16 protein-coding genes are annotated in these 18,644 nt (G+C 59.7%); 7 read left to right on the forward strand and 9 right to left on the reverse strand.

What is annotated here, in order from left to right:
• Window positions 1-8 precede the first annotated feature (8 nt).
• The 5 genes from BSU04_RS05260 to yghU all read left to right on the forward strand — a co-directional run bounded on the left by BSU04_RS05260 (window position 9) and on the right by yghU (window position 7,013).
• Entirely contained in the window at window positions 9-1,499 is a 1,491-nt protein-coding gene (locus BSU04_RS05260; RefSeq protein ID WP_089159603.1) for an aldehyde dehydrogenase, read from the forward strand.
• A 10-nt stretch (window positions 1,500-1,509) separates the two neighbouring features.
• The gene (locus tag BSU04_RS05265) at window positions 1,510-2,475 is read left to right on the forward strand and encodes a VOC family protein (RefSeq protein WP_089159604.1); all 966 of its coding nucleotides are present in this window, start codon (window positions 1,510-1,512) and stop codon (window positions 2,473-2,475) included.
• Entirely contained in the window at window positions 2,468-3,697 is a 1,230-nt protein-coding gene (locus tag BSU04_RS05270; RefSeq protein ID WP_179258210.1) for an NAD(P)/FAD-dependent oxidoreductase, read from the forward strand. Before BSU04_RS05265 ends, BSU04_RS05270 begins: the two co-directional genes overlap by 8 nt.
• A gap of 34 nt (window positions 3,698-3,731) precedes the next feature.
• Complete coding sequence (locus tag BSU04_RS05275; RefSeq protein ID WP_089159605.1) at window positions 3,732-5,135, forward strand: MFS transporter; 1,404 nt, start codon at window positions 3,732-3,734, stop codon at window positions 5,133-5,135.
• A 999-nt stretch (window positions 5,136-6,134) separates the two neighbouring features.
• A complete protein-coding gene (gene yghU, locus BSU04_RS05280; RefSeq protein WP_089159606.1) occupies window positions 6,135-7,013 on the forward strand; it encodes a glutathione-dependent disulfide-bond oxidoreductase in 879 nt (292 codons plus the stop codon).
• A 141-nt stretch (window positions 7,014-7,154) separates the two neighbouring features.
• On the opposite strand, the gene BSU04_RS05285 is transcribed toward yghU, so the two are convergent.
• The 3 genes from BSU04_RS05285 to BSU04_RS05295 all read right to left on the reverse strand — a co-directional run bounded on the left by BSU04_RS05285 (window position 7,155) and on the right by BSU04_RS05295 (window position 8,771).
• On the reverse strand, window positions 7,155-7,586 hold the full coding sequence (locus BSU04_RS05285) for a carboxymuconolactone decarboxylase family protein (RefSeq protein WP_089159607.1): 432 nt from the start codon (window positions 7,584-7,586) through the stop codon (window positions 7,155-7,157).
• Between the two features lie 76 nt (window positions 7,587-7,662).
• Entirely contained in the window at window positions 7,663-8,316 is a 654-nt protein-coding gene (locus tag BSU04_RS05290; RefSeq protein WP_218827236.1) for an FMN-dependent NADH-azoreductase, read from the reverse strand.
• Window positions 8,313-8,771: a GNAT family N-acetyltransferase gene (locus tag BSU04_RS05295; protein ID WP_089159608.1), complete on the reverse strand. Its 459-nt coding sequence runs from the start codon at window positions 8,769-8,771 to the stop codon at window positions 8,313-8,315. The genes BSU04_RS05290 and BSU04_RS05295 overlap by 4 nt, the downstream gene beginning before the upstream one ends.
• A 128-nt stretch (window positions 8,772-8,899) precedes the next feature.
• On the opposite strand from BSU04_RS05295, the gene pdxR reads away from it, so the two are divergent.
• Window positions 8,900-10,312, forward strand: coding sequence for a MocR-like pyridoxine biosynthesis transcription factor PdxR (pdxR, locus tag BSU04_RS05300; RefSeq protein WP_089159609.1), 1,413 nt, complete (start codon window positions 8,900-8,902; stop codon window positions 10,310-10,312).
• A gap of 562 nt (window positions 10,313-10,874) precedes the next feature.
• Window positions 10,875-12,290 (forward strand): NAD(P)/FAD-dependent oxidoreductase, encoded by a 1,416-nt coding sequence (locus tag BSU04_RS05305; RefSeq protein WP_089159610.1) that lies wholly within the window; start codon window positions 10,875-10,877, stop codon window positions 12,288-12,290.
• A 115-nt stretch (window positions 12,291-12,405) separates the two neighbouring features.
• Here the strand turns inward: BSU04_RS05305 and BSU04_RS05310 are convergent, their stop codons facing one another.
• From BSU04_RS05310 to BSU04_RS05335, 6 genes are all read right to left on the reverse strand, one after another.
• A complete protein-coding gene (locus BSU04_RS05310) occupies window positions 12,406-13,365 on the reverse strand; it encodes a CobW family GTP-binding protein (protein WP_089159611.1) in 960 nt (319 codons plus the stop codon).
• On the reverse strand, window positions 13,362-15,017 hold the full coding sequence (locus BSU04_RS05315; protein WP_089159612.1) for an amidohydrolase: 1,656 nt from the start codon (window positions 15,015-15,017) through the stop codon (window positions 13,362-13,364). Before BSU04_RS05315 ends, BSU04_RS05310 begins: the two co-directional genes overlap by 4 nt.
• Before the next feature lie 37 nt (window positions 15,018-15,054).
• Window positions 15,055-16,440: a sodium:solute symporter family protein gene (locus BSU04_RS05320; RefSeq protein ID WP_089159613.1), complete on the reverse strand. Its 1,386-nt coding sequence runs from the start codon at window positions 16,438-16,440 to the stop codon at window positions 15,055-15,057.
• A 13-nt stretch (window positions 16,441-16,453) separates the two neighbouring features.
• The gene (locus tag BSU04_RS05325; RefSeq protein ID WP_089159640.1) at window positions 16,454-16,663 is read right to left on the reverse strand and encodes a DUF3311 domain-containing protein; all 210 of its coding nucleotides are present in this window, start codon (window positions 16,661-16,663) and stop codon (window positions 16,454-16,456) included.
• A 224-nt stretch (window positions 16,664-16,887) separates the two neighbouring features.
• Window positions 16,888-17,805: an ABC transporter permease subunit gene (locus tag BSU04_RS05330; protein WP_089159614.1), complete on the reverse strand. Its 918-nt coding sequence runs from the start codon at window positions 17,803-17,805 to the stop codon at window positions 16,888-16,890.
• A complete protein-coding gene (locus BSU04_RS05335; protein ID WP_089159615.1) occupies window positions 17,798-18,613 on the reverse strand; it encodes a taurine ABC transporter ATP-binding protein in 816 nt (271 codons plus the stop codon). Before BSU04_RS05335 ends, BSU04_RS05330 begins: the two co-directional genes overlap by 8 nt.
• Between the last annotated feature and the right edge of the window lie 31 nt (window positions 18,614-18,644).

Below are 18,644 nucleotides of genomic sequence, written 5' to 3' on the forward strand. Positions count from 1 at the left end.
ACACTTTAATGAACTCCGCAGAATCCAGTCTTCTCGTATCGAGCGACATCCTGATCGGCGGCGAATGGCGCGCCGGCCGCGGCACGCCTTACGCGAGCCTGTACCCGGCCGACCAGTCGATCAACGCCGAGATCAGCGCCGCCAATGCGGATGACGCCCGCGAGGCCGTCGAAGCGGCCGATGCGGCGTGGCGCAAGTCGAACTGGGCGGGGTTGAAACCGCATCAGCGCGCGGCCGTCCTGCATCGCATTGCCGACCTGATCACCGCGCGCCATGAAGCGCTCGCGCAACTGCAACGCCGCGACAACGGCAAGCCGATCACCGAGACGCGCGGACTGGTCACGAGCGCGGCCAACACGTTTCGCTACTTCGCGGCGTGCGTCGAGACGCTTGAAGAGTCGCTCACGCCTTCGCGCGGTGACTTCATGACGATGAGCGTGCATGAACCGCTCGGCGTCGTCGCCGCTATCACGCCGTGGAATTCGCCCATCGCTTCCGATGCGCAAAAACTTGCACCAGCCCTGGCCGCAGGCAACGCAGTCGTTTTGAAGCCCGCTGAGGTGACGCCACTGGCTTCACTGGCGCTTGCCCGACTCTGCGAGGAAGCCGGCGTGCCGAAGGGCGTGCTGAGCGTCCTGCCGGGCAAGGGATCGATCGTCGGTGACGCGCTGGTGCGCCATCCGCTGGTCAGGAAGATCGCGTTCACCGGCGGGACTGAGGTGGGACGTGGGATCGCGCGGTTGGCCGCGGACAAGCTGATGCCGGTCTCGCTGGAACTGGGCGGCAAGTCACCGACCATCGTTTTCGCGGATGCCGATATCGACCATGCCGTGAATGGCGTGCTGTACGGCATCTTCAGTTCATCGGGCGAATCCTGCATCGCGGGTTCGCGTCTGTTCGTGCAGCGCTCGATCTACGACACGTTCGTCGCGCGGCTGGTGCAAGGCGCCAAACGCCTGCGCGTGGGCGACCCGTCGCGCGAGGACACCCAGATGGGACCGCTCATCACGGGACAGCATCGGGAATCAGTTGAGCGCTACGTGGCGCTCGGACTGGAAGAAGGCGGCAAGCTGTTGTGCGGCGGTGAACGTCCCGCAGGCGACAACCGCGAACAAGGGTTCTTTTACTCGCCCACGATTCTCGACGGGCTGACAAACGAAGCGCGCATCTGCCAGGAAGAAATCTTCGGGCCGGTCCTCGCCGTGCTGCCTTTCGACGATGAAGCCTCGCTCATGCGCGAAGCCAACGGCAGCGTCTTCGGGCTCGCAGCCGGCATCTGGACGAACGACTACAAGCGCGCCTGGCGAGTGGGGCGGGCGCTTGAAACCGGCACCGTCTGGATCAACACATACAAGCAATTTTCGATTTCGACGCCATTCGGCGGCTGGAAGGACAGCGGCATGGGACGCGAAAAAGGCCACCTCGGCATTCGCGAATACATGCAGCAGAAGAGCCTTTACTGGGGCATGAACGACGCCCCGCTGCCGTGGGCCAACTAGGAAACGAGTCATGACTATTCTCGGCATTGAACAGGTCACCTACGGCGTGACCGACCTCGCGACATGCAGGACCTTCTTCAGCGACTGGGGCCTGAAAGAAGTCGCGCACGACGAAACCCATGCGCGTTTTGAAGCGCAGAACGGCTGCACGATCATGCTCGTCGACGCAAGCGACCCGGCGCTCTCGCCCGCTTTCGAGGCTGGCCCGACGCTGCGTGAAGTGACATGGGGTGTCGCGACCGCCGCAGAACTCGATGCTTTGCGCGGGAAGTTCGCAGCTCAGCCGGGCCACTTTGAAACCAGCGGTGCGGTAGGTTGCACCGACCCGAACGGCATGGCTATCCGTGTCGAAGTCACGCGCAAGCGCACGCTTGATATCAAGGGCTCGCCCTCGAATGTGTGGGGTCAGGATCTGCGCATCAATACGCCGAGTCCCGTGTATGAACGCGCGGAACCCATTGAAGTCGGTCATGTCGTGTTTTTCACGAATTGCGTAGCCGAACAGGAAAAGTTCTATCACGACCTGCTTGGCTTCGAGACGTCGGATCGCTATCCGGGGCGCGGCGCGTTCATGCGTTGCGCGCCGCACGGCGGTCATCACGACCTGTTCCTGCTGCAACTCCCCGACGGCCGCCGCGGCCTGAATCACGTCGCGTTCACCGTGCGCGATATTCATGAAGTGTTCGGCGGCGGCCTGCATATCAGCCGATGCGGCTGGACGACGCAACTCGGGCCAGGCAGGCATCCGGTGTCATCGGCGTACTTCTGGTACTTCCAGAATCCGGCTGGCGGCTTGATCGAGTATTACGCCGACGAAGACGTGCTCACGCCCGACTGGCAACCGCGTGATTTCGAACCCGGCCCAACCGTGTTCGCGGAATGGGCCGTCGACGGTGGTCTCGACGGCAACACGCGCCGGCAAAAGAACGCGAAGGCGCCCGAAGGGAAGTTCATGACGGAGCGAAAAAATGGCTGACGATCTGGCATTGGGCGAGCCGCATACGGTCGTGGTGATCGGCGGCGGTCAGGCGGCAGGATGGATCGTCAAGACGCTGCGCAAAGAGGGTTTCACGGGGCGCCTTGTGATGATTGCTGACGAGATTCATTTGCCCTACGAGCGCCCGCCGCTTTCAAAGGCGGTGCTCTCCGGCGATGCCGATATCAATAGCGTTCGGCTGGTGTCATCGGATGACTTTGCGGCGCTGAATGTGGAAACATGGCAGCCGGATTGCGCGATGTCGATCGATCGCGAGCAGCGGGTCGTGCGTACGTCGCAGGGCAGGGAGGTGCGGTATGACCGGCTGGTGATCGCGACCGGCGGCGCCGCGCGGCGCTTGCCGGAATCGCTCGTGAAGACATCGCATATCAAGTATCTGCGCACGCTCGACGACGCCGTGTCGCTTGGCGCGAGACTTCGCAAGAGCGAGCGTGTGCTCGTGATCGGCGGCGGCTGGATCGGATTGGAAGTGGCGGCAACAGCGCGCAAGCTCGGCGTGCAAGCCGTCGTCATCGAGGGCGCGTCGCGTCTTTGCGGCCGTTCGTTGCCGAACAGCGTGTCGGATTTCCTGCTGGCGTTGCATCGATCGAATGGGGTCGATGTAAGGCTCGATGCATCGCTCGTCGCGCTGGACGATCACGAGCAAGGCATACGCGCCACGTTCGCGGATGGCAGCACGCTCGATGCGGATTTCGCAGTCGCGGGGATTGGACTTACGCCCCACACGGCACTCGCACAAGAGGCCGGACTCGTCGTGGACGACGGCATCAAGGTCGATGAATTCGGCGCGAGCTCAGACCCGTTCATCTTTGCTTGCGGCGATGTCTCGAACCATCCGAACGCGTGGCTCAAGCGTCGCGTGAGGCTTGAATCATGGGCCAACGCGCAAAACCAGGCGATAGCAACCGCACGCGCGCTGATGGGCAAACGCGAACCCTACGCGGAAATCCCGTGGTTCTGGTCCGATCAATACGACGTGAACCTGCAGATCCTCGGCGACATTCCCGCAGGCATCGAACCGGTCATACGTGGCGACTTGAACGCTCGCCGCGCGAGTCTTTTCTTTCTGGAAGCGGGCGTCATTCGCGGCGTGATTTCGATCAACATGCCGCGTGACCTGAAGCTCGCGCGCAAGTGGATGAGCCAGGGTCGTGCGATTGACGTCGCGACCCTGGCCGACACGGCCAAAGCGCTTGCTTAACTCCATGGACGGCATACGAGGACGAGGTACAGACATGAGAACGTTTGGCAATACGATTGCAGCGCAGGGCGGGGCGAGTGCCTCGGGGGCGCTTACCGCCGGATCGATCATCGCGCGGATCGAGCGTCTGCCGACCAACCCGATGCAGGTACGCGCGCGCTTCCTGATCGGTGCTGCGACTTTCTTCGATGGCTTCGACGTCATCACCATCGCGACCACGCTGCCACTGCTGATCCAGAAGTGGGGTCTTACGCCCGGACAGATCGGATTCCTGATTGCTTCGGGTTCGATTGGTCAGTTGATCGGGGCATTCCTCTTTCCGGCGCTGGCCGAACGTTTCGGTCGCGTTCGCTCGATTGCATGGAGCTCCGGGATCATCGGCGTTACGAGCATTGCCTGCGGATTCGCACCGACGTTCGCCATTTTTGTCGCGCTGAGGATTGCGCAAGGGCTGGGACTAGGTGGTGAATTACCGGTTGCTGCAACCTATATCAACGAGATCACGCGCGCTCACGGCCGGGGACGTTTCGTTTTGCTCTATGAAATCGTGTTCCCGATCGGCTTGCTGGCATCGAATGCACTGGGTGCCTGGATCGTGCCGCGTTTTGGCTGGGAGGTGATGTATATCATTGGCGGTGTGCCTTTGCTGCTGTTCTTCGCGTTGCGCAAGATTGTTCCTGAATCGCCGCGCTGGCTCGCATCGAAAGATCGTATGCACGATGCCGATCACGCGCTCAAGGCGTTCGAAGCCACGGTCAAGGGATCGTTGCCGCCCCTGTCGGCCACGATCGAGTTCGACGCAATGGCGCATCGTCACCCCAAGCGCCGTGCACGTGATGTCTTCGGAGCTGCTTATATCAAGCGGACGATCGCGGTTGCGTTGCTGTGGATGACCTGCGGCGTGATCCAGTATGGTCTGTCGACCTGGCTGCCGACAATCTACAAGACCGTCTATCACTCACCCTTGCAACTGGCGTTGAATCTGGCCGTGGCGGCGTCGCTCCTCGGCGTGGTGGGGTCCGTGATCTGTGCGCTGATAGTGGACAGGGTGGGCCGTAAGCCGGTCATCAACGTGGCGTTCGTGTTGTGTGCCGTTTCACTGGCGCTCGCCGGCGTGTTTCACAACGAGTCTGTATATGTAGTCGCGACGTGCTGCGCATTTGCGATCGGTTTTATGTCGTGCGGGTTCATCACCGCCTACGTCTATACGCCCGAGTTGTATCCGACCAGCATCCGCGCGTTCGGTTGCGGCGTAGCCGGTGCGTGGTTAAAGCTGGCCGCCATCCTCGCTCCCGCGATGGTCGGAAAAACGCTTGTCGGTGGTCATCTCGATACGGCTTTGTACCTGCTCGCAATCGTGCCGATGCTGGCCGCAATAGCAGTTCATCTTCTGGGCGTCGAGACGAAAGGGCGAGTGCTCGAGCAGCTTGAAGTATGAGCCCGTCGCTCTGTGGGACGTCGGTTAAAAAGCAGTCGTGGTCGTGAAGGTCGGGGTCAGCCGGATCGTCTCGGTTTCTCCCGTTGCGAAATCGGTTTTTCGCTTGACCGGTGTCGCTGCCATCCGGTCGGTCTCATCGCAGCGCTGAAACATGGTAGTGAGGCGAGCGCGACCGCATCGGTCCAATCGGAATCGTCGAAACCCGCTACCGCGAGATCGGCGGCCACCCCCATGCCGCAATCGTGCGGCATGCATGATGCCGATCGTCGTCGAAGCTCAAGGCGGCATTGCATCCGTTGAAGTTGAAGCGACCGCCGACCGCGGTCTTTGCCGCGAATGATCCCTGCACGTTTGGTGCGTGTCGCCGCAGCGCGCAATTCGGGGTACTGTAATCTAATGCTGCTAGGATTCCAATTCCCTTTCTACGTCATATCTTCATATGAAAAAGACTATTCTCGCCGTCATCACCGCCGCTCTTACCCTTGGCGCCTTTTCATCCGCTTTTGCGGAAGATCATCACCATCGCGTATGCCACAAAGTGAAGGTGCATGGCCACTGGCAAACCCGCTGTCATTAAACCATCCTGGGCGGCGGCGCCAGCAGCCGCCCAAGAGGGCACAGGCCCGCGTCGAACGGCGCCGCGTCCTTCAGCGACTGGATCTGCACAGGTAGTCAAGAAGGCACCCGCAGCACCATCTCGAATCGTTCAACGGCACACCGCAGGCTGATCCGTACGGCAGCTATCCAAGTGGCAGATGAGAGTCCGGCAAGAGCCAATCTCTGGCCGGGGCTTGAACGCCGCATAGGCGCCCGGCGCAATTCGGTATCACCCGCGGTATCACCCGCGGTATCACCCGCGGTATCGCCCGCTTTTCACCCGTTTGCATGTATGGCCGAAATCAATCGACCCGGACGGAAGGGGCGTTCCGGCATGCCCGGCGTCAATTTGCTACTCTCGCTTCGTGATGCCTATTCCATGAAACGAAAGGAGCTTTGAGCATGACCGATTCTTCCGACTACGTGCCGCCGAAGGTTTGGACCTGGAATCAATCCAGTGGTGGCCGCTTCGCGAACATCAACCGCCCGATATCGGGGCCGACCCACGACAAGGACCTGCCGGTCGGCCGCCATCCACTCCAGCTCTACTCACTGGCGACACCGAACGGCGTGAAGGTAACGACGATGCTGGAGGAGTTGTTGGCTCTCGGCCACAGCGGTGCGGAGTACGATGCCTGGTTGATCAAGATTGGCGAGGGTGAGCAGTTCGGTAGCGGCTTCGTCGAAGCGAATCCGAACTCCAAGATCCCCGCGCTGTTGGATCAAAGTGGCCCGAAGCCAATCCGGGTGTTCGAGTCCGGCGCGATTTTGCTATACCTTGCCGAAAAATTTGGCGCTTTCCTGCCGACGGAAGCGGGCGCGCGGGCCGAATGCCTGTCATGGTTATTCTGGCAGATGGGAAGCGCGCCCTATCTGGGAGGAGGCTTCGGCCATTTCTATGCCTACGCGCCGACTAAGATCGAATATGCCATCGACCGGTTCGCGATGGAAACGAAGCGTCAGCTCGATGTGCTCGATAAGCAGCTCACCGGCAACGAATACGTGGCTGGCAGCGAGTACACGATAGCCGACATGGCAATCTGGCCTTGGTATGGTGGCTTGGTAAAAGGTTGGCTATACGAGGCGGCGGAGTTTCTGGCCGTACACGACTACAAACATGTTCAGCGCTGGGCCGATGCGATAGGCGAGCGCCCGGCCGTGCGGCGTGGACGGATGGTCAACCGGGTTTTCGGCGAGCTTTCCAGTCAACTTCACGAGCGCCATGACGCCGCCGATTTCGAAACCAGGACACAGGACAAGTTGACCGCCCAGAAGGAGTGAGGCACAGCGGCATGACGCGGGTCCTTCATGCCGAGGACGTAGGCCCGCTGTCGCCACCTGTACAGGTAGTACCCGCGGCGGCTCCACGGCACATTTGCCGAGCGGAGCCGTTCGAAACTCGTACGGGGACAATCGCAATGCCTACAGCAGCATGCCAATAGCGAGACGATTGAACGCATTCATCAACGCGATGGCCAATGTCAAATCCGAGATTTCTGCATCGGAGAAAAGTGCCTTCAGCGGGGCGTAGCGTTCGTCGGGAGCGCCTTGTTCGTCGACGTGCGTCAACGTCTCTGCCCATGCGAGCGCGGCGCGTTCCCGTGCGTCGAACAGTTCGCTGACACGCCAACCCGCGAGTTGATCGAGTTTGCGTTGTGCGACACCGGAGTCCCGCAGCGTCGACGAATGTTTGTCGAGACAGAATGCACAACCATTAATCTGCGAGATGCGTAGATAAACCAGTTCGACCATTGGCAGACCGAGGCTGCTTTCGGAAAGTGCCTTGCTTGTCGCGAGGAGCCCGTGGTACGCGGCCGGAGATAGTGTCGTAAAAGGAAGGCGAAGTTGGCTCATGATCGGACTCTTGAATAGTAGAAAAGGTGGTAAAAAAAGCTGGTAGAAAAGCGCGAAAAGACGTGAGGCAAAAAGTTCATGCCGATGGCACAGACGGGGTCGACTCTGGTTCGACCGTGGCAAAGAGTGGCGTTTGCGATAACTGCTGGCGCGCGCTGGAGAATGCGGAGCTCACCGCCTCTGCACCACCCACCAGCCCCTGCAGATAGACGAAGTGAGTGTTACCAATGCCGATTGTCCGCAGTACAAGTTTCAAGTAGTCGGACAAACAATCAGGTTGTCGCGCTTGCGGCCCGTGATGAAATCCGCCGGAACTCACGATGATGTAGGTAGGACGATCAGCTAACAGGCCGACCTTGCCTTCGGGCCCCGACGAAAAAGAGCGTCCAATCCGAAGCACGTGATCGATCCACAACTTCAGCGTTGCCGGCACGGTGAAGTTATGCATCGGGGTGGCAATCAAGAGGTGGCGGCTCTGCTCCAACTCATCGATCAACTGCTCCGATTGCCGAAAGGCGGGGTCATCGAAGGGGGTGCGTTTGGTCAGCGCCGCCCCGTATGCGGCGCTCAGCGGCGGCAGTGGATTCGCCGCGAGGTCGCGTCGATTCACGCTCATTGCCGGGTGTCTTTCGCCAAGCGTTTTGAGCAACGCATCGGCAAAACGGTATGCGTGCGAAGCTTGCTGATTCGGGCTCGCGCTCAAGAATAGAAAGTCGTTTATTTTGTTCATTTCGCATCCCGCTGGTGTTGCGTCAACGGCTGGACAAAATGCATGCCGCGCGCCAACAAGCCCTGACGGAAATAAAAGCGCTGTGCCAATGCCATATGCAGGCCGGTATCCAGGACAAGATGCTGACATGCGAGGCGTGTCGCTTCGTTGCGCACCGCCGTGATCAGGATTGCACCGAGTCCTTGCTGACGCTCGCCGGTGTCGACGACCAGATCGTCGACATAGACGAAGCGGCCATACAGCGTGTTTTCCATTGCGCGATAACCGATCAGGCCCACGATTCGCTCGCCCATATATGCGCCAAGCAGCCGGTATCCGTGCGCGTACTGACGTGCGATCTGTTCGCCGAACGCGGCCTCGTCGGTCAGGTGAGGGCGCAGTTCGCGCATCAGCGAGAAGCCTGCCCGCTGCAGCATAGGGTTGTCCAATTCTCGAAGTTTCGTGGCCGGTGTCATCGCTGTACCTCTTTGTTTGTCATCGTTGACGCACTTTAAGCGATTGATGTCATACACTGTAGAGCCAAGAAACGTGAATTCGAGTGGGACATGACGAGTAACATGAAGAGTAACGCGACGAGTGAGACATGACTTTGCCATTCAGCCCCATCAATGCCGCGACAGACGGCCCGCTTTATCGCCAGATCTATCTGCGTATTCGCCAATCCATTGCGGACGGGGTGTTGAAACCGGGAGACCGCGTGCCATCGGTGCGGGGACTGGCGTCGGAATTGAATCTGGCACGCGGGACTGTTGAATCGGCTTATCAGCTCTTGATCGGTGAGGGCTATCTGATCGCCCGTGGGCCGGCCGGTACGGTGGTCTCACCACAGATCAAATTGCCCGAGTCGGGTGGGCGGGCCGTCGTCGTGCCGGAGACCGTGCCGTGGTCGGAACATACCGGTTCGATGCCGCTGCCTCTGCAGATTGGCCTTCCCGCGCTGGATGCTTTCCCAAGCAAGGTCTGGAACCGCCTGGCGGCGCGTGAGATGCGACAAAGCGGTCTTCACGACCTGATTTATCCCGATCCCCGGGGTCATCCGCCGCTGCGTGCGGCCATTGCCGGGTACTTGGGCGTATCGCGAGGCGTTGCCTGCTCGCCGGATCAGGTTTTTATTTGTGCCGGATATCGTGCGAGCCTGGATTTGATCTGTCGCAGTGTATTGCGCAGTGGAGATGCATGCTGGTTTGAAGATCCCGGCTATCTCATGGCGCGGCGCTTCCTGAGCAATGCGGGAATGAAATTGCTGGCGGTCCCAGTCGATGACGACGGTCTGGATGTCGAGGCCGGTATCACAATGGACGCAAATGCGCGTTTTGCGTTGGTTACTCCCAGTCACCAAAGTCCGCTGGGCGTGTCGTTATCCCTTTCACGCAGATACGCATTACTGGATTGGGCGAGAGCGGGTGACCGCTGGATCATTGAGGATGATTACGACAGTGAATACCGGTATCGAGGGCGGCCACTTCCTGCGTTGAAAAGTCTTGATACAGGCGGGCCAGGGAGAGTGCTGTACACGGGCACCTTTAGCAAGGTGCTCGCGCCGGGGTTGCGTCTATCGTATTTGGTAGTGCCGCAAGAGCAGGTAGCCCGGTTCGTTGAAACCGCTGATCGGATGCAGAATCAGTGTCCGCGTTTGCTTCAGGCGACCCTGACAAGGTTCATCGAAGAAGGCTATTTCGCACGGCATATTACTAAAATGCGGAGCGTCTACGCGGATCGCCGGGCGATGCTCGCGGATGCGCTGAGTGCAGCATTGGGTAAGCGTGCGCAAATTCGTTTGCAAGCCGGCGGCATGCATCTTCTTGCAATGCTCGAAAACGGGTTGGATGATGGTGCGATTGCTTTGCGCGCGCGACGCCTTGGACTATCGGTGCAGGCGTTGTCGACCTGGTACGCCGGAGCAGCATCAAAACAAGGACTGTTGACCGGATTCACCAATGTCAGGTCCTCCGAAGAGGCGAGCGCATTGTCCCGGACTCTCGCTAGCGCTTTCTGACCGAAAGCTTAGATTGCGAAGGGTTTGCTCCGGCAATTTTCCCGGTCTCTCATCCGGCTATTGTCTGCGGCAAACAGATGACCAGGTAGTCCAATTGACGGTTGTGGCTCGCGTCTCAAACCGTGTCGCCGTTAAATTGCGTTTTACCCAGGTGCCGATATGCGGCAGAAACCCGATAGAAGTCGCGCAGCGTATCAACGCAGTTGAGGTGAGCCGAATGAATCAGTAACCCGTCGGTTCTGCGCACATCGCAAAACAGCTCGCCAACAGCTCGCCCCCCTTGCGCAACACATCTTTCTGACCATCCCCACCTCCTCGCTTGCACCAAACGAAAGCAACTGACTGGACCTACCGTCGGCTACGTGGTCTTTCTACAATCTTCACAAGTGAATCGGCGGTCGGGGCGACGTCATCAGGCTTGTAGAGCACAGATCCCTATAGCGAACGCCTCGAAGCAGAAGGGTGCCAGCGCTTCGAGTTTCGCTACGACTCATGGCCTTCCAACGTGCGTTCCTCAATGAACGTCCAAAGCAGAACTTTTGATCCCGACGAGGAGTGTCGAATGGAGCACAGTGCAATCGAACGGGTTGCGCCGAGCGTGTCTGCTGAACGAAGCAGCGCTACGCAATACGATCCTATGTACGACCCGCTGGTTTCCCCCGGCCCGGGTCATGGCAAGCAATATGCACCTACCTACTGGGTCGCCACTGCCGGCGCTCCGCCGCCCGACGACGGGCCGATCACCCAGGACATCGACGTGGACGTGGCGATCATCGGCGGGGGTTACACAGGCCTCGCCACGGCGCTGTGCCTGGCACGCGAGCATGGCATCAAGGCAGTAGTACTCGAGGCCAACAAGACGAGCTGGGGCTGCAGCAGTCGCAACGGTGGTCAAGGACAGAACGCTTCCGGGCGCCTGTCGCGTTCCCAATGGATCGAGCGATGGGGCAAAGATGTCGCCCTGAAAATGCACGATGAGATCCTGGAAGGTTTTCAGAATTTCAAGTCGCTGGTGGCCGAAATCGATTGCGATCCGCAGCCGGGTGGTCACTTCCTGATTGCGCATCGTCCTCGTATGATGGAAAAGCTCGCCGCCGAGGCGAAGGTATGGAAGAGCGTTTTCGGTTACCCGTCCGAGTTGCTCGATCAGGAAACGTTTCGTCGCGAGTATGTGAACGACGCTGAAGCGGCCGGCGCGCTCCATGAACCCGAGGGCATCGGTATCCATGCGTTGAAGCTCGCATTCGGCTACTTGCGGCTTGCCCGCGAGGCGGGAGCACGGGTGCATCCTGCAAGTCCGGTGATCGGGTGGGAAACCATCAACGGGGTCCACCATCTGCGTACGCCTGGTGGCATTGTGCGGGCGCGATCGGTTGGCATTGCGACGGGTGCCTATACGGCCCCTGATCTTCATCCGTCGTTGACGAGCCGTGTCATGCCGATCCTGTCCAATTCGATGGTGACGCGCCCGCTCACGCAGCAGGAAATTGCAGCATGCAACTTCCGCACGACACAGGTGCTAACCGACACGCGTACCCTGCGCTTCTACTACCGCTTCTTGCCGGACAACCGGCTGCAGATTGGCAGCCGCAGCGCAATCACAGGCGCCGATGCGCCGAATTCTCGCCACTACGACTTGCTCGTGGAAGGCATGGTTCGCAAGTTCCCCGCGTTGCGCGGCGTTGCGATTGATTACTCGTGGTGGGGCTGGGTCGATGTCGCTCACGACATGATGCCGCGCATCTGTCAGCCGGATCCGAAGCAATCGGTCTATTACGCGCTGGGTTACGGTGGCAACGGCGTATCGTATTCGCAGCAGGCGGGCCGGCGGTTGGCCGAGCAGATAGCAGGGAAGGGAGGGAAGCACACATTGCCGATTTTCACGTCGCCGTTACCCGGCCACCCGTTCGCGCCGTTCCGCCGGATGGGGCAACGGATGCTCTATCAGTTGTATTTCAGGCGCGATGAGAAGCCATGATCAGAGCGCGCGGAACGACTTATGCGCGACTTGCGCGCGCTTAGCTTGGAAGCCTGGCCAATGCTCGCTGCGGTTCGACTGATCCGTCGGCGTCGTTAAGCGGCAATCTCTGGCGTCAGCGTGGCGTCGATGTTGCTGCAGTGAGCACGTCGAGCGTTGCCTGTTTTGTTTCATTGTCGAAGATGCCGATAAGAACGATCACGGACTCCGTGACGACTGCTCCGGGAAATCGTGTGATAAGGATTCGGCCACCCGCCACATGAAGCTCTTGTGTCCCGGCTTCACCTTTCAGCAGGATCAGGCCTTTCGCTCGCAATAGTTGACCGGACACACTTCGCAATGCGTCCTTGAGCTTCTTGCGATCCAGGGGTGTGTCGGTTCGAAAGAGAAAGCTGCAGAAGTCCACCGGCAGTGTCGGGTTTGAATCGGTCAGCGGGCGCGGCCGGCCGACGCGAGGCTGGCCCGTGATGTTGTCATCGAAGAAGAGTTCGAGGGGAACCGCGCCGTTAGTCGTTTCCAGCATGATCCCGGTGTGAGCCACCGTCGCTAGTTCCGCGACAATAACGGCTTTTTTCTGCTCGTCGATCAAGTCTGTTTTGGTCAGGAGTATTGCTGTCGCCCCGGCGACCTGTTGCCGCGCAATATCGCCTACATACGGGTCCAGCAGTGTCTGCGTGATGCACGCCAAATCCACCGCAACGATGATTCCATACAAGCGGTACGCGCGATCGAGCAGTCCAATCTGCGCGATGCGCACGGGATCCGATACGCCGCTCGCCTCGATAATCAGGAAGTCGGGCGGATCGGGCCGGTTGCTGATCGCGAGTAATGCGTCGACGAGCCGCCCGCCAATCGAACAGCAGACGCAACCGTTCTCCAGGTTGATGACATCGTCAGTGCGCTCCCTGATCAGGGCAGCATCGATATTGATCGCACCAAAGTCGTTGACGAGCACGGTGATGCGGCGCTGTCCGGCATTCGCCAGCACATGATTGAGCAGCGTCGTCTTGCCCGCGCCCAGATAGCCACCGACGACGATCAGCGGAATTGGCTTCCTGACGCCGCTTGCTGTCATCCTGCCGGCCCCTGGAAGATGCGGCCACCGAGCACGGTTCCCCACACTTGCAGATCCTTCAACCGCTCGGGCGCGACCTCACCTGGATCATCCTCCAGGACGGCGAAGTCGGCGAACTTGCCCACCTCGATACTGCCAACAAGATGCTCCATCTTGAGCGTATAGGCCGCACCCAGTGTGATTGCCCGCAACGCGTCCGCCACTGGAACACGCTCGCTTGCGCCCAGCACTCGCCCCGAAGATGTCTCGCGTTGCGAAGCACACCACGCCGTGAACAAGGGATTCAATGGCGTGATTGGCGCATCGGAATGAAAGGCGAACGCAATACCCAGGCGCCGCGCCGATTCAGCGGCGTCCATGCGATTCGCCCGATCGGCGCCCATGGTCTGCTCATAGTGCGCATCGCCCCAGTAGTAGAGATGGTTCGAGAAGAAATTGATGCACAGACCCAGTTTCGCCGCTCGTGCGAGCTGACTTGCGTCGGCCATCTGGCAGTGCTGCAGCGTATGCCGGTGATCGTGGCGAGGGTGGCTGTCGAGAATTTTTTCGAGCGCATCGAGGACCAGTTCGGTTGCCTCATCGCCGTTCGTATGAATATGCAGTTGCAGCCCGGCTTCATGGAACGGCGAAAATACATCGACGAACTGGCTTGGCGGAATCAGCCACAGTCCATTCGGTTTGCCGTTCAGATATCCGGGCCACTTGAGGCGGGCGGTGAAGCCCTGAATCGATCCGTCAACGATGAATTTGACCGGCCCGAAGCGCAGCTTGTCCGTGTTGTCGCCGATAGCCGACAACACGCGCTGCGGGCCGCCTTTGGGGCAGCGCTGCGGCGCAAATGCGGGAACGATCCTAAGTGGGTAGGCCGGATCGTTCGTAATGTCTCTCAGGTTCTGATTGCCCCGTTCAGAGAAGTCGTTGACCAGGTCGGTCGCGGTTGTGACACCAGCCAGTTGGGCGACCCGGCCGAAATTCCAGATGGCTTCCTTCTTCTCGCTGGCCGCAATAGAAAGTCCGCCACCGATCAATCGGTACACGGGGAACATGGCGGCGAATTCCTGCAGTTCGCCGGTCGGTTCGCCGTCGGCATCCTTGCCGATTCCGTCGATGTCCGTCTCGCTATCAATGCCCGCGAGCGCCAGCATTGACGAATTGACGTTCATGAGGTGCACGCTGGCATGGAGTACGACGATGGGCCGCCCGGTGCAGACGGTATCGAGTTCCTTCACCGACAAGCGCTTCGTGCCGAAGAAAATCGGATCGAAACCCCAGGCGAGAAGAGGTGCCTGCTCGTCCTTCATCAGATCGTGGGCGGCCCTGAGCCGGTCGATCACCGCGTCGAGGGTTTGCAAACCGGGACGACGAACGCCATCGGGGCCACGGCGATCGTGATAGCCGACATAAACCGCGTCCCACATCGCACCTTCCATCAGATGGCAATGGCCTTCCACCAACCCTGGCATCAGCACTTTGTCTTTGAACGTGTCGTCGATGTCCGCATCGCCCCACTGTTTCACGTCGTCACGACTTCCGACAGACAGGATCCTGCCATCGCGAATCGCGACATGGGTGGCGTACGGTTGCGCCGGGTTCATCGTGAGGATTTTCTTGGCGACCAGAACCTGGACGGGATTTCTTGCTGCATCGTTCATGAGTGCTCGTTGGTTAAATTGGCAGTTGATGCGCCGCTCAGGACAGAGCGTGCACGTGAGGCCGCTTCATCGCCAGATGTACCACAGCGAGCACGGCAACGTTGACGGCGAGGCAACCAAGGCCCAGGTTCAAGCCGCCCAGGTCAACCTGCAAAACATACAGGATGATCGCCAGGATTTGTCCGGTAAGCATGCCGGCAGCTATTGCGGCCGGCCGTACGCGAAGTCCGAACAGAATCGCGATAACACCGGGGAAGAACTGGGTGACGCCGTAGTACGTGGTGTTGATGAGCGTGAGCATGAGGTTCGGCGTCAGCAGTGTCATCACGATCGACACGATCAGGTAGATGACGATCACGACTTTCGCACTCGCTTTCTGCTTGTTCTCGGGCATGTTCGGCAGCAAGTTGCGCGTGACGATCGGGCCAATGGACAGGCAGATGCCGGCCAGCACGAGCAGTCCGGACAGCGATGCGCCGGCGGCCACAAGGCCCAGCAACCAGCCCGGCAGCAAACGGATCGCGGCTGCGAAGAACGCCTCGTTGGGCGAAGCAAGATGCAGGTTCTGGCTGATCGCATAGTAGGAGGCGACCACGAGAAACGGATACATCAGCATGTAGAGCGGCATGGCGACCTGCGTACGCCGGATCGTGTTCGCGCTTTTTGCCGTGAAGAAATTCTGCACCGCGAAGGGCATGACATAGAAGCCGAGTGACTGGAACAGCATGGTGCTCATCGAGAACGTCAACTGATGCGCGTCCATTCGGTTGCTGACGTGCAGGCTTGCTGCGTGGAAGACTTCGGTGACGCCGACTTCCGCCGAGACCGCGACCCCAGTGATAACAATGGCGGCAACCATGAGAATATCTTTCAACACGGCTATGTAAGCCGATGCCCGCACGCCCGCAATCGCGATGTACGTGAACGCAAGCATGGCCGATATCAGGATCAGATAGAACGGCTGGAAATTCCAGCCGAGGCCCTTGAGCGCGGCCACTAGCCCGGTGAATTGCAATTGGCCCCAGGGCAGCAAGAACAGAATGGCGGACGCGGCCACGACGAGTTCAAGCGTGCGGCTCTGGAAATGTCCTTTGAACAGGTCGGGCAGGGTGATCGCGTTATAGCGTTTGCCCGCTTGCCAGATCTTTGGCCCAATAAAATAGCCGACCGGATACGCCAGCAGGATATAGCCGAGGAACCAGACGCCGTAGGTTGGTCCCTTGGCGTAGATACCGCCGGGAAAGCCGACCATCGTGCCGATGCTGTAGATCTCACCCGCGGCGAGAAAGAACACGAGGTACGCGCCGAACTGCCGCGACGCAACAAAGAAATCGTGCACGCTTTGCGGGCCGCGGCCTGATTTGGATCGGATCGCCAGGTAGAGCGAAAAGACGATGAAGCCTAGAAATACGGCGGTAGCCATCCGTCATCCTCCTTCAGTTGTTGTCGGGATGTGCATCGTCGAAATGGCAGTCGAACAGACGCCAGCAGAGCATCAGGCAGCCCGAGGTCAGCACGAACCATCCGAAGATCCAGGCGTAGATGAAAGGCACGCCCAGCACGGTCATGTCGACCGATGCAACCCACGGCAGCAGGCCGATGACGCCTATATAGGGAATACCGATCCCGATGAAAAGCTTGAGCATGTCGTCTCCCGTATGTTGCCCGTTTGTTGCGGATTCCCGGGCGGGCTTTTCTGGATACAACCCTTCGCGTGGCGTGCGGGCAATCCGCAGTTGAATCGCGTGCGCGGTAAGCGCAAACAGCACGAACCCAGTATGGCAAGCCATAAATAAGGGCGAGTAGTACCAGTGCCGGTAAATCGCTAAGTCCACATGCCACCGCTCGGAAGCGGCGGCATGTTCGAGGACTAAACCTTGCCCTTCCAGGGCACGAGCACCTGCTCTACATAACGCATCAGCATGTCGAAACACAGCGCGAAGAATCCGATCACGATAATGCCCATGATGACGACATCGCTTGCGAGAAACTCGGCGGCATTGAGCACCATGAAACCCAGCCCGCTTGTGGATGCCACCATCTCGGCGGCGACCAGCGTGGTCCAGCCTACGCCAATGCCAATGCGCATGCCCGTGAATATCTCCGGCATGGCGGATTTGAGAATCACGTAAAGCACCACTTGCGTGCGCGATGCCCCCATCGAATAAGCCGCATGAATCTGCTCGATCGACACTGAACGCACCCCGGCTCGCGCCGCAATGGCCAGTGGCGCGAAGATCGCGAGGTAGATCAGGAACACCTTCGAGAATTCACCAATGCCGAACCAGATGATGATGAGCGGCAAGTAGGCAAGCGGCGGCAGAGGACGATAGAACTCGATCGGCGGATCGAACAGGCCGCGCGCAATCCGTGACACACCCATCATCACCCCCACGGGTATGGCGCTCAGGCACGCCAGCGCGAAGGCGCCGAACACGCGCAACAGGCTGATGCCGGTATGTTGCGCCAGGGTAGAGTTGGCGAAGCCGTCCGTTGCCACCAGGATGAATTTTGCATAAACGGCCTGTGGCGAAGGCAGGAAGAGCGGCTTGATCATGTGCAGGTTCGTCACTGCGAACCACAGTCCGAACAGCGCGAGGATGCTGAACATGCTTGCGGCAAGGCTGCTGCCTTGTCCTGGCACACCAAACGAGTCGCCGGGCTTGACAGGCTTTTTGGCGAGAATACGTGCACGGCGGCGCGGCCGTTGCGGCGGTTCGGCTGAAGTGTCGGATCTCATGGTCACGTCGCGGCGAGGTAGCGCGTCAATCGACTTCGAACTAGACATGAGCCACCTCCGCCGCCGCGCCGTGAGCTTTTTCGTCGCCGTAGATGATGCTGAGTATGCGCTCGCGCATGTCGATGAAGTCAGGGCTCGATTTGACAGCCCGGGCGTCGCGGGTGTCGAGAAACCGGCGGTTGAAGTCGAGCTCGTAAGTATGCGTGATACGCCCCGGTCGCGGCGACATGACGATCAGGCGGCTGGCGAGAAAGAGTGCTTCCTCCACGCTATGGGTGATGAAGAAGAACATTTTGTTGGTCTTCTTCCAGACGTCGAGCAATAGCTCCTGGATGGTCTCGCGGGTGAGTGCATCGAGTGCGGCCATGGGTTCATCCATCAACAGCATGGCGGGGTCGCAGGTCAGGGCACGGGCAATACCCACACGCTGCTGCATTCCTCCGGATAACTGATAGATCATATGCTTGTGGAAGTCCTGCAACCCGACGAGTGCGAGATTGCGCACGGCGATCTCGCGACGCTTGGCCTTCGCAACCCCCTGCAGCTTCAACCCGAATTCCGCGTTATCAATCACGTTCAGCCACGGCAGCAATGCGTGTTTCTGAAACACCACTCCGCGATCGGCTCCGGGCCCGGCGATAGTCTCACCCCCGAGCAGCAGTTCTCCGGTTGTCGGTGCGATGAACCCTGCCATCAGCGACAGCAAGGTCGTCTTGCCACAACCCGACGCGCCCAGCGCGACCACCAGGTCACCCGAATCGATCTTCAGGTTGATGTTGTCCAGCGCGTGCACGCTCTCGCCCGCACGCCGTCCTGGGAACGTGACGCTGACATTCGTGATCTTCATGCTTTCCATGTATCCCCCTGGTCGACGACCATGACGTTGT

Source organism: Caballeronia sordidicola, assembly GCF_002220365.1.
In the GTDB taxonomy this organism is placed as follows: Bacteria; Pseudomonadota; Gammaproteobacteria; order Burkholderiales; family Burkholderiaceae; genus Caballeronia; species Caballeronia sordidicola_C.

What these genes read in the sequence shown, in the direction of transcription:
- pdxR (WP_089159609.1), top strand. Translation starts at nt 8,900, where the DNA reads ATGACTTTGCCATTCAGCCCCATCAATGCCGCGACAGACGGCCCGCTT.
- BSU04_RS05260 (WP_089159603.1), top strand. Translation starts at nt 9, where the DNA reads ATGAACTCCGCAGAATCCAGTCTTCTCGTATCGAGCGACATCCTGATC.
- BSU04_RS05325 (WP_089159640.1), bottom strand. Translation starts at nt 16,663, where the DNA reads ATGCTCAAGCTTTTCATCGGGATCGGTATTCCCTATATAGGCGTCATC.
- BSU04_RS05265 (WP_089159604.1), top strand. Translation starts at nt 1,510, where the DNA reads ATGACTATTCTCGGCATTGAACAGGTCACCTACGGCGTGACCGACCTC.
- BSU04_RS05270 (WP_179258210.1), top strand. Translation starts at nt 2,468, where the DNA reads ATGGCTGACGATCTGGCATTGGGCGAGCCGCATACGGTCGTGGTGATC.
- BSU04_RS05295 (WP_089159608.1), bottom strand. Translation starts at nt 8,771, where the DNA reads ATGACACCGGCCACGAAACTTCGAGAATTGGACAACCCTATGCTGCAG.
- BSU04_RS05315 (WP_089159612.1), bottom strand. Translation starts at nt 15,017, where the DNA reads ATGAACGATGCAGCAAGAAATCCCGTCCAGGTTCTGGTCGCCAAGAAA.
- yghU (WP_089159606.1), top strand. Translation starts at nt 6,135, where the DNA reads ATGACCGATTCTTCCGACTACGTGCCGCCGAAGGTTTGGACCTGGAAT.
- BSU04_RS05275 (WP_089159605.1), top strand. Translation starts at nt 3,732, where the DNA reads ATGAGAACGTTTGGCAATACGATTGCAGCGCAGGGCGGGGCGAGTGCC.
- BSU04_RS05310 (WP_089159611.1), bottom strand. Translation starts at nt 13,365, where the DNA reads ATGACAGCAAGCGGCGTCAGGAAGCCAATTCCGCTGATCGTCGTCGGT.
- BSU04_RS05305 (WP_089159610.1), top strand. Translation starts at nt 10,875, where the DNA reads ATGGAGCACAGTGCAATCGAACGGGTTGCGCCGAGCGTGTCTGCTGAA.
- BSU04_RS05285 (WP_089159607.1), bottom strand. Translation starts at nt 7,586, where the DNA reads ATGAGCCAACTTCGCCTTCCTTTTACGACACTATCTCCGGCCGCGTAC.
- BSU04_RS05335 (WP_089159615.1), bottom strand. Translation starts at nt 18,613, where the DNA reads ATGGAAAGCATGAAGATCACGAATGTCAGCGTCACGTTCCCAGGACGG.
- BSU04_RS05330 (WP_089159614.1), bottom strand. Translation starts at nt 17,805, where the DNA reads ATGTCTAGTTCGAAGTCGATTGACGCGCTACCTCGCCGCGACGTGACC.
- BSU04_RS05320 (WP_089159613.1), bottom strand. Translation starts at nt 16,440, where the DNA reads ATGGCTACCGCCGTATTTCTAGGCTTCATCGTCTTTTCGCTCTACCTG.
- BSU04_RS05290 (WP_218827236.1), bottom strand. Translation starts at nt 8,316, where the DNA reads ATGAACAAAATAAACGACTTTCTATTCTTGAGCGCGAGCCCGAATCAG.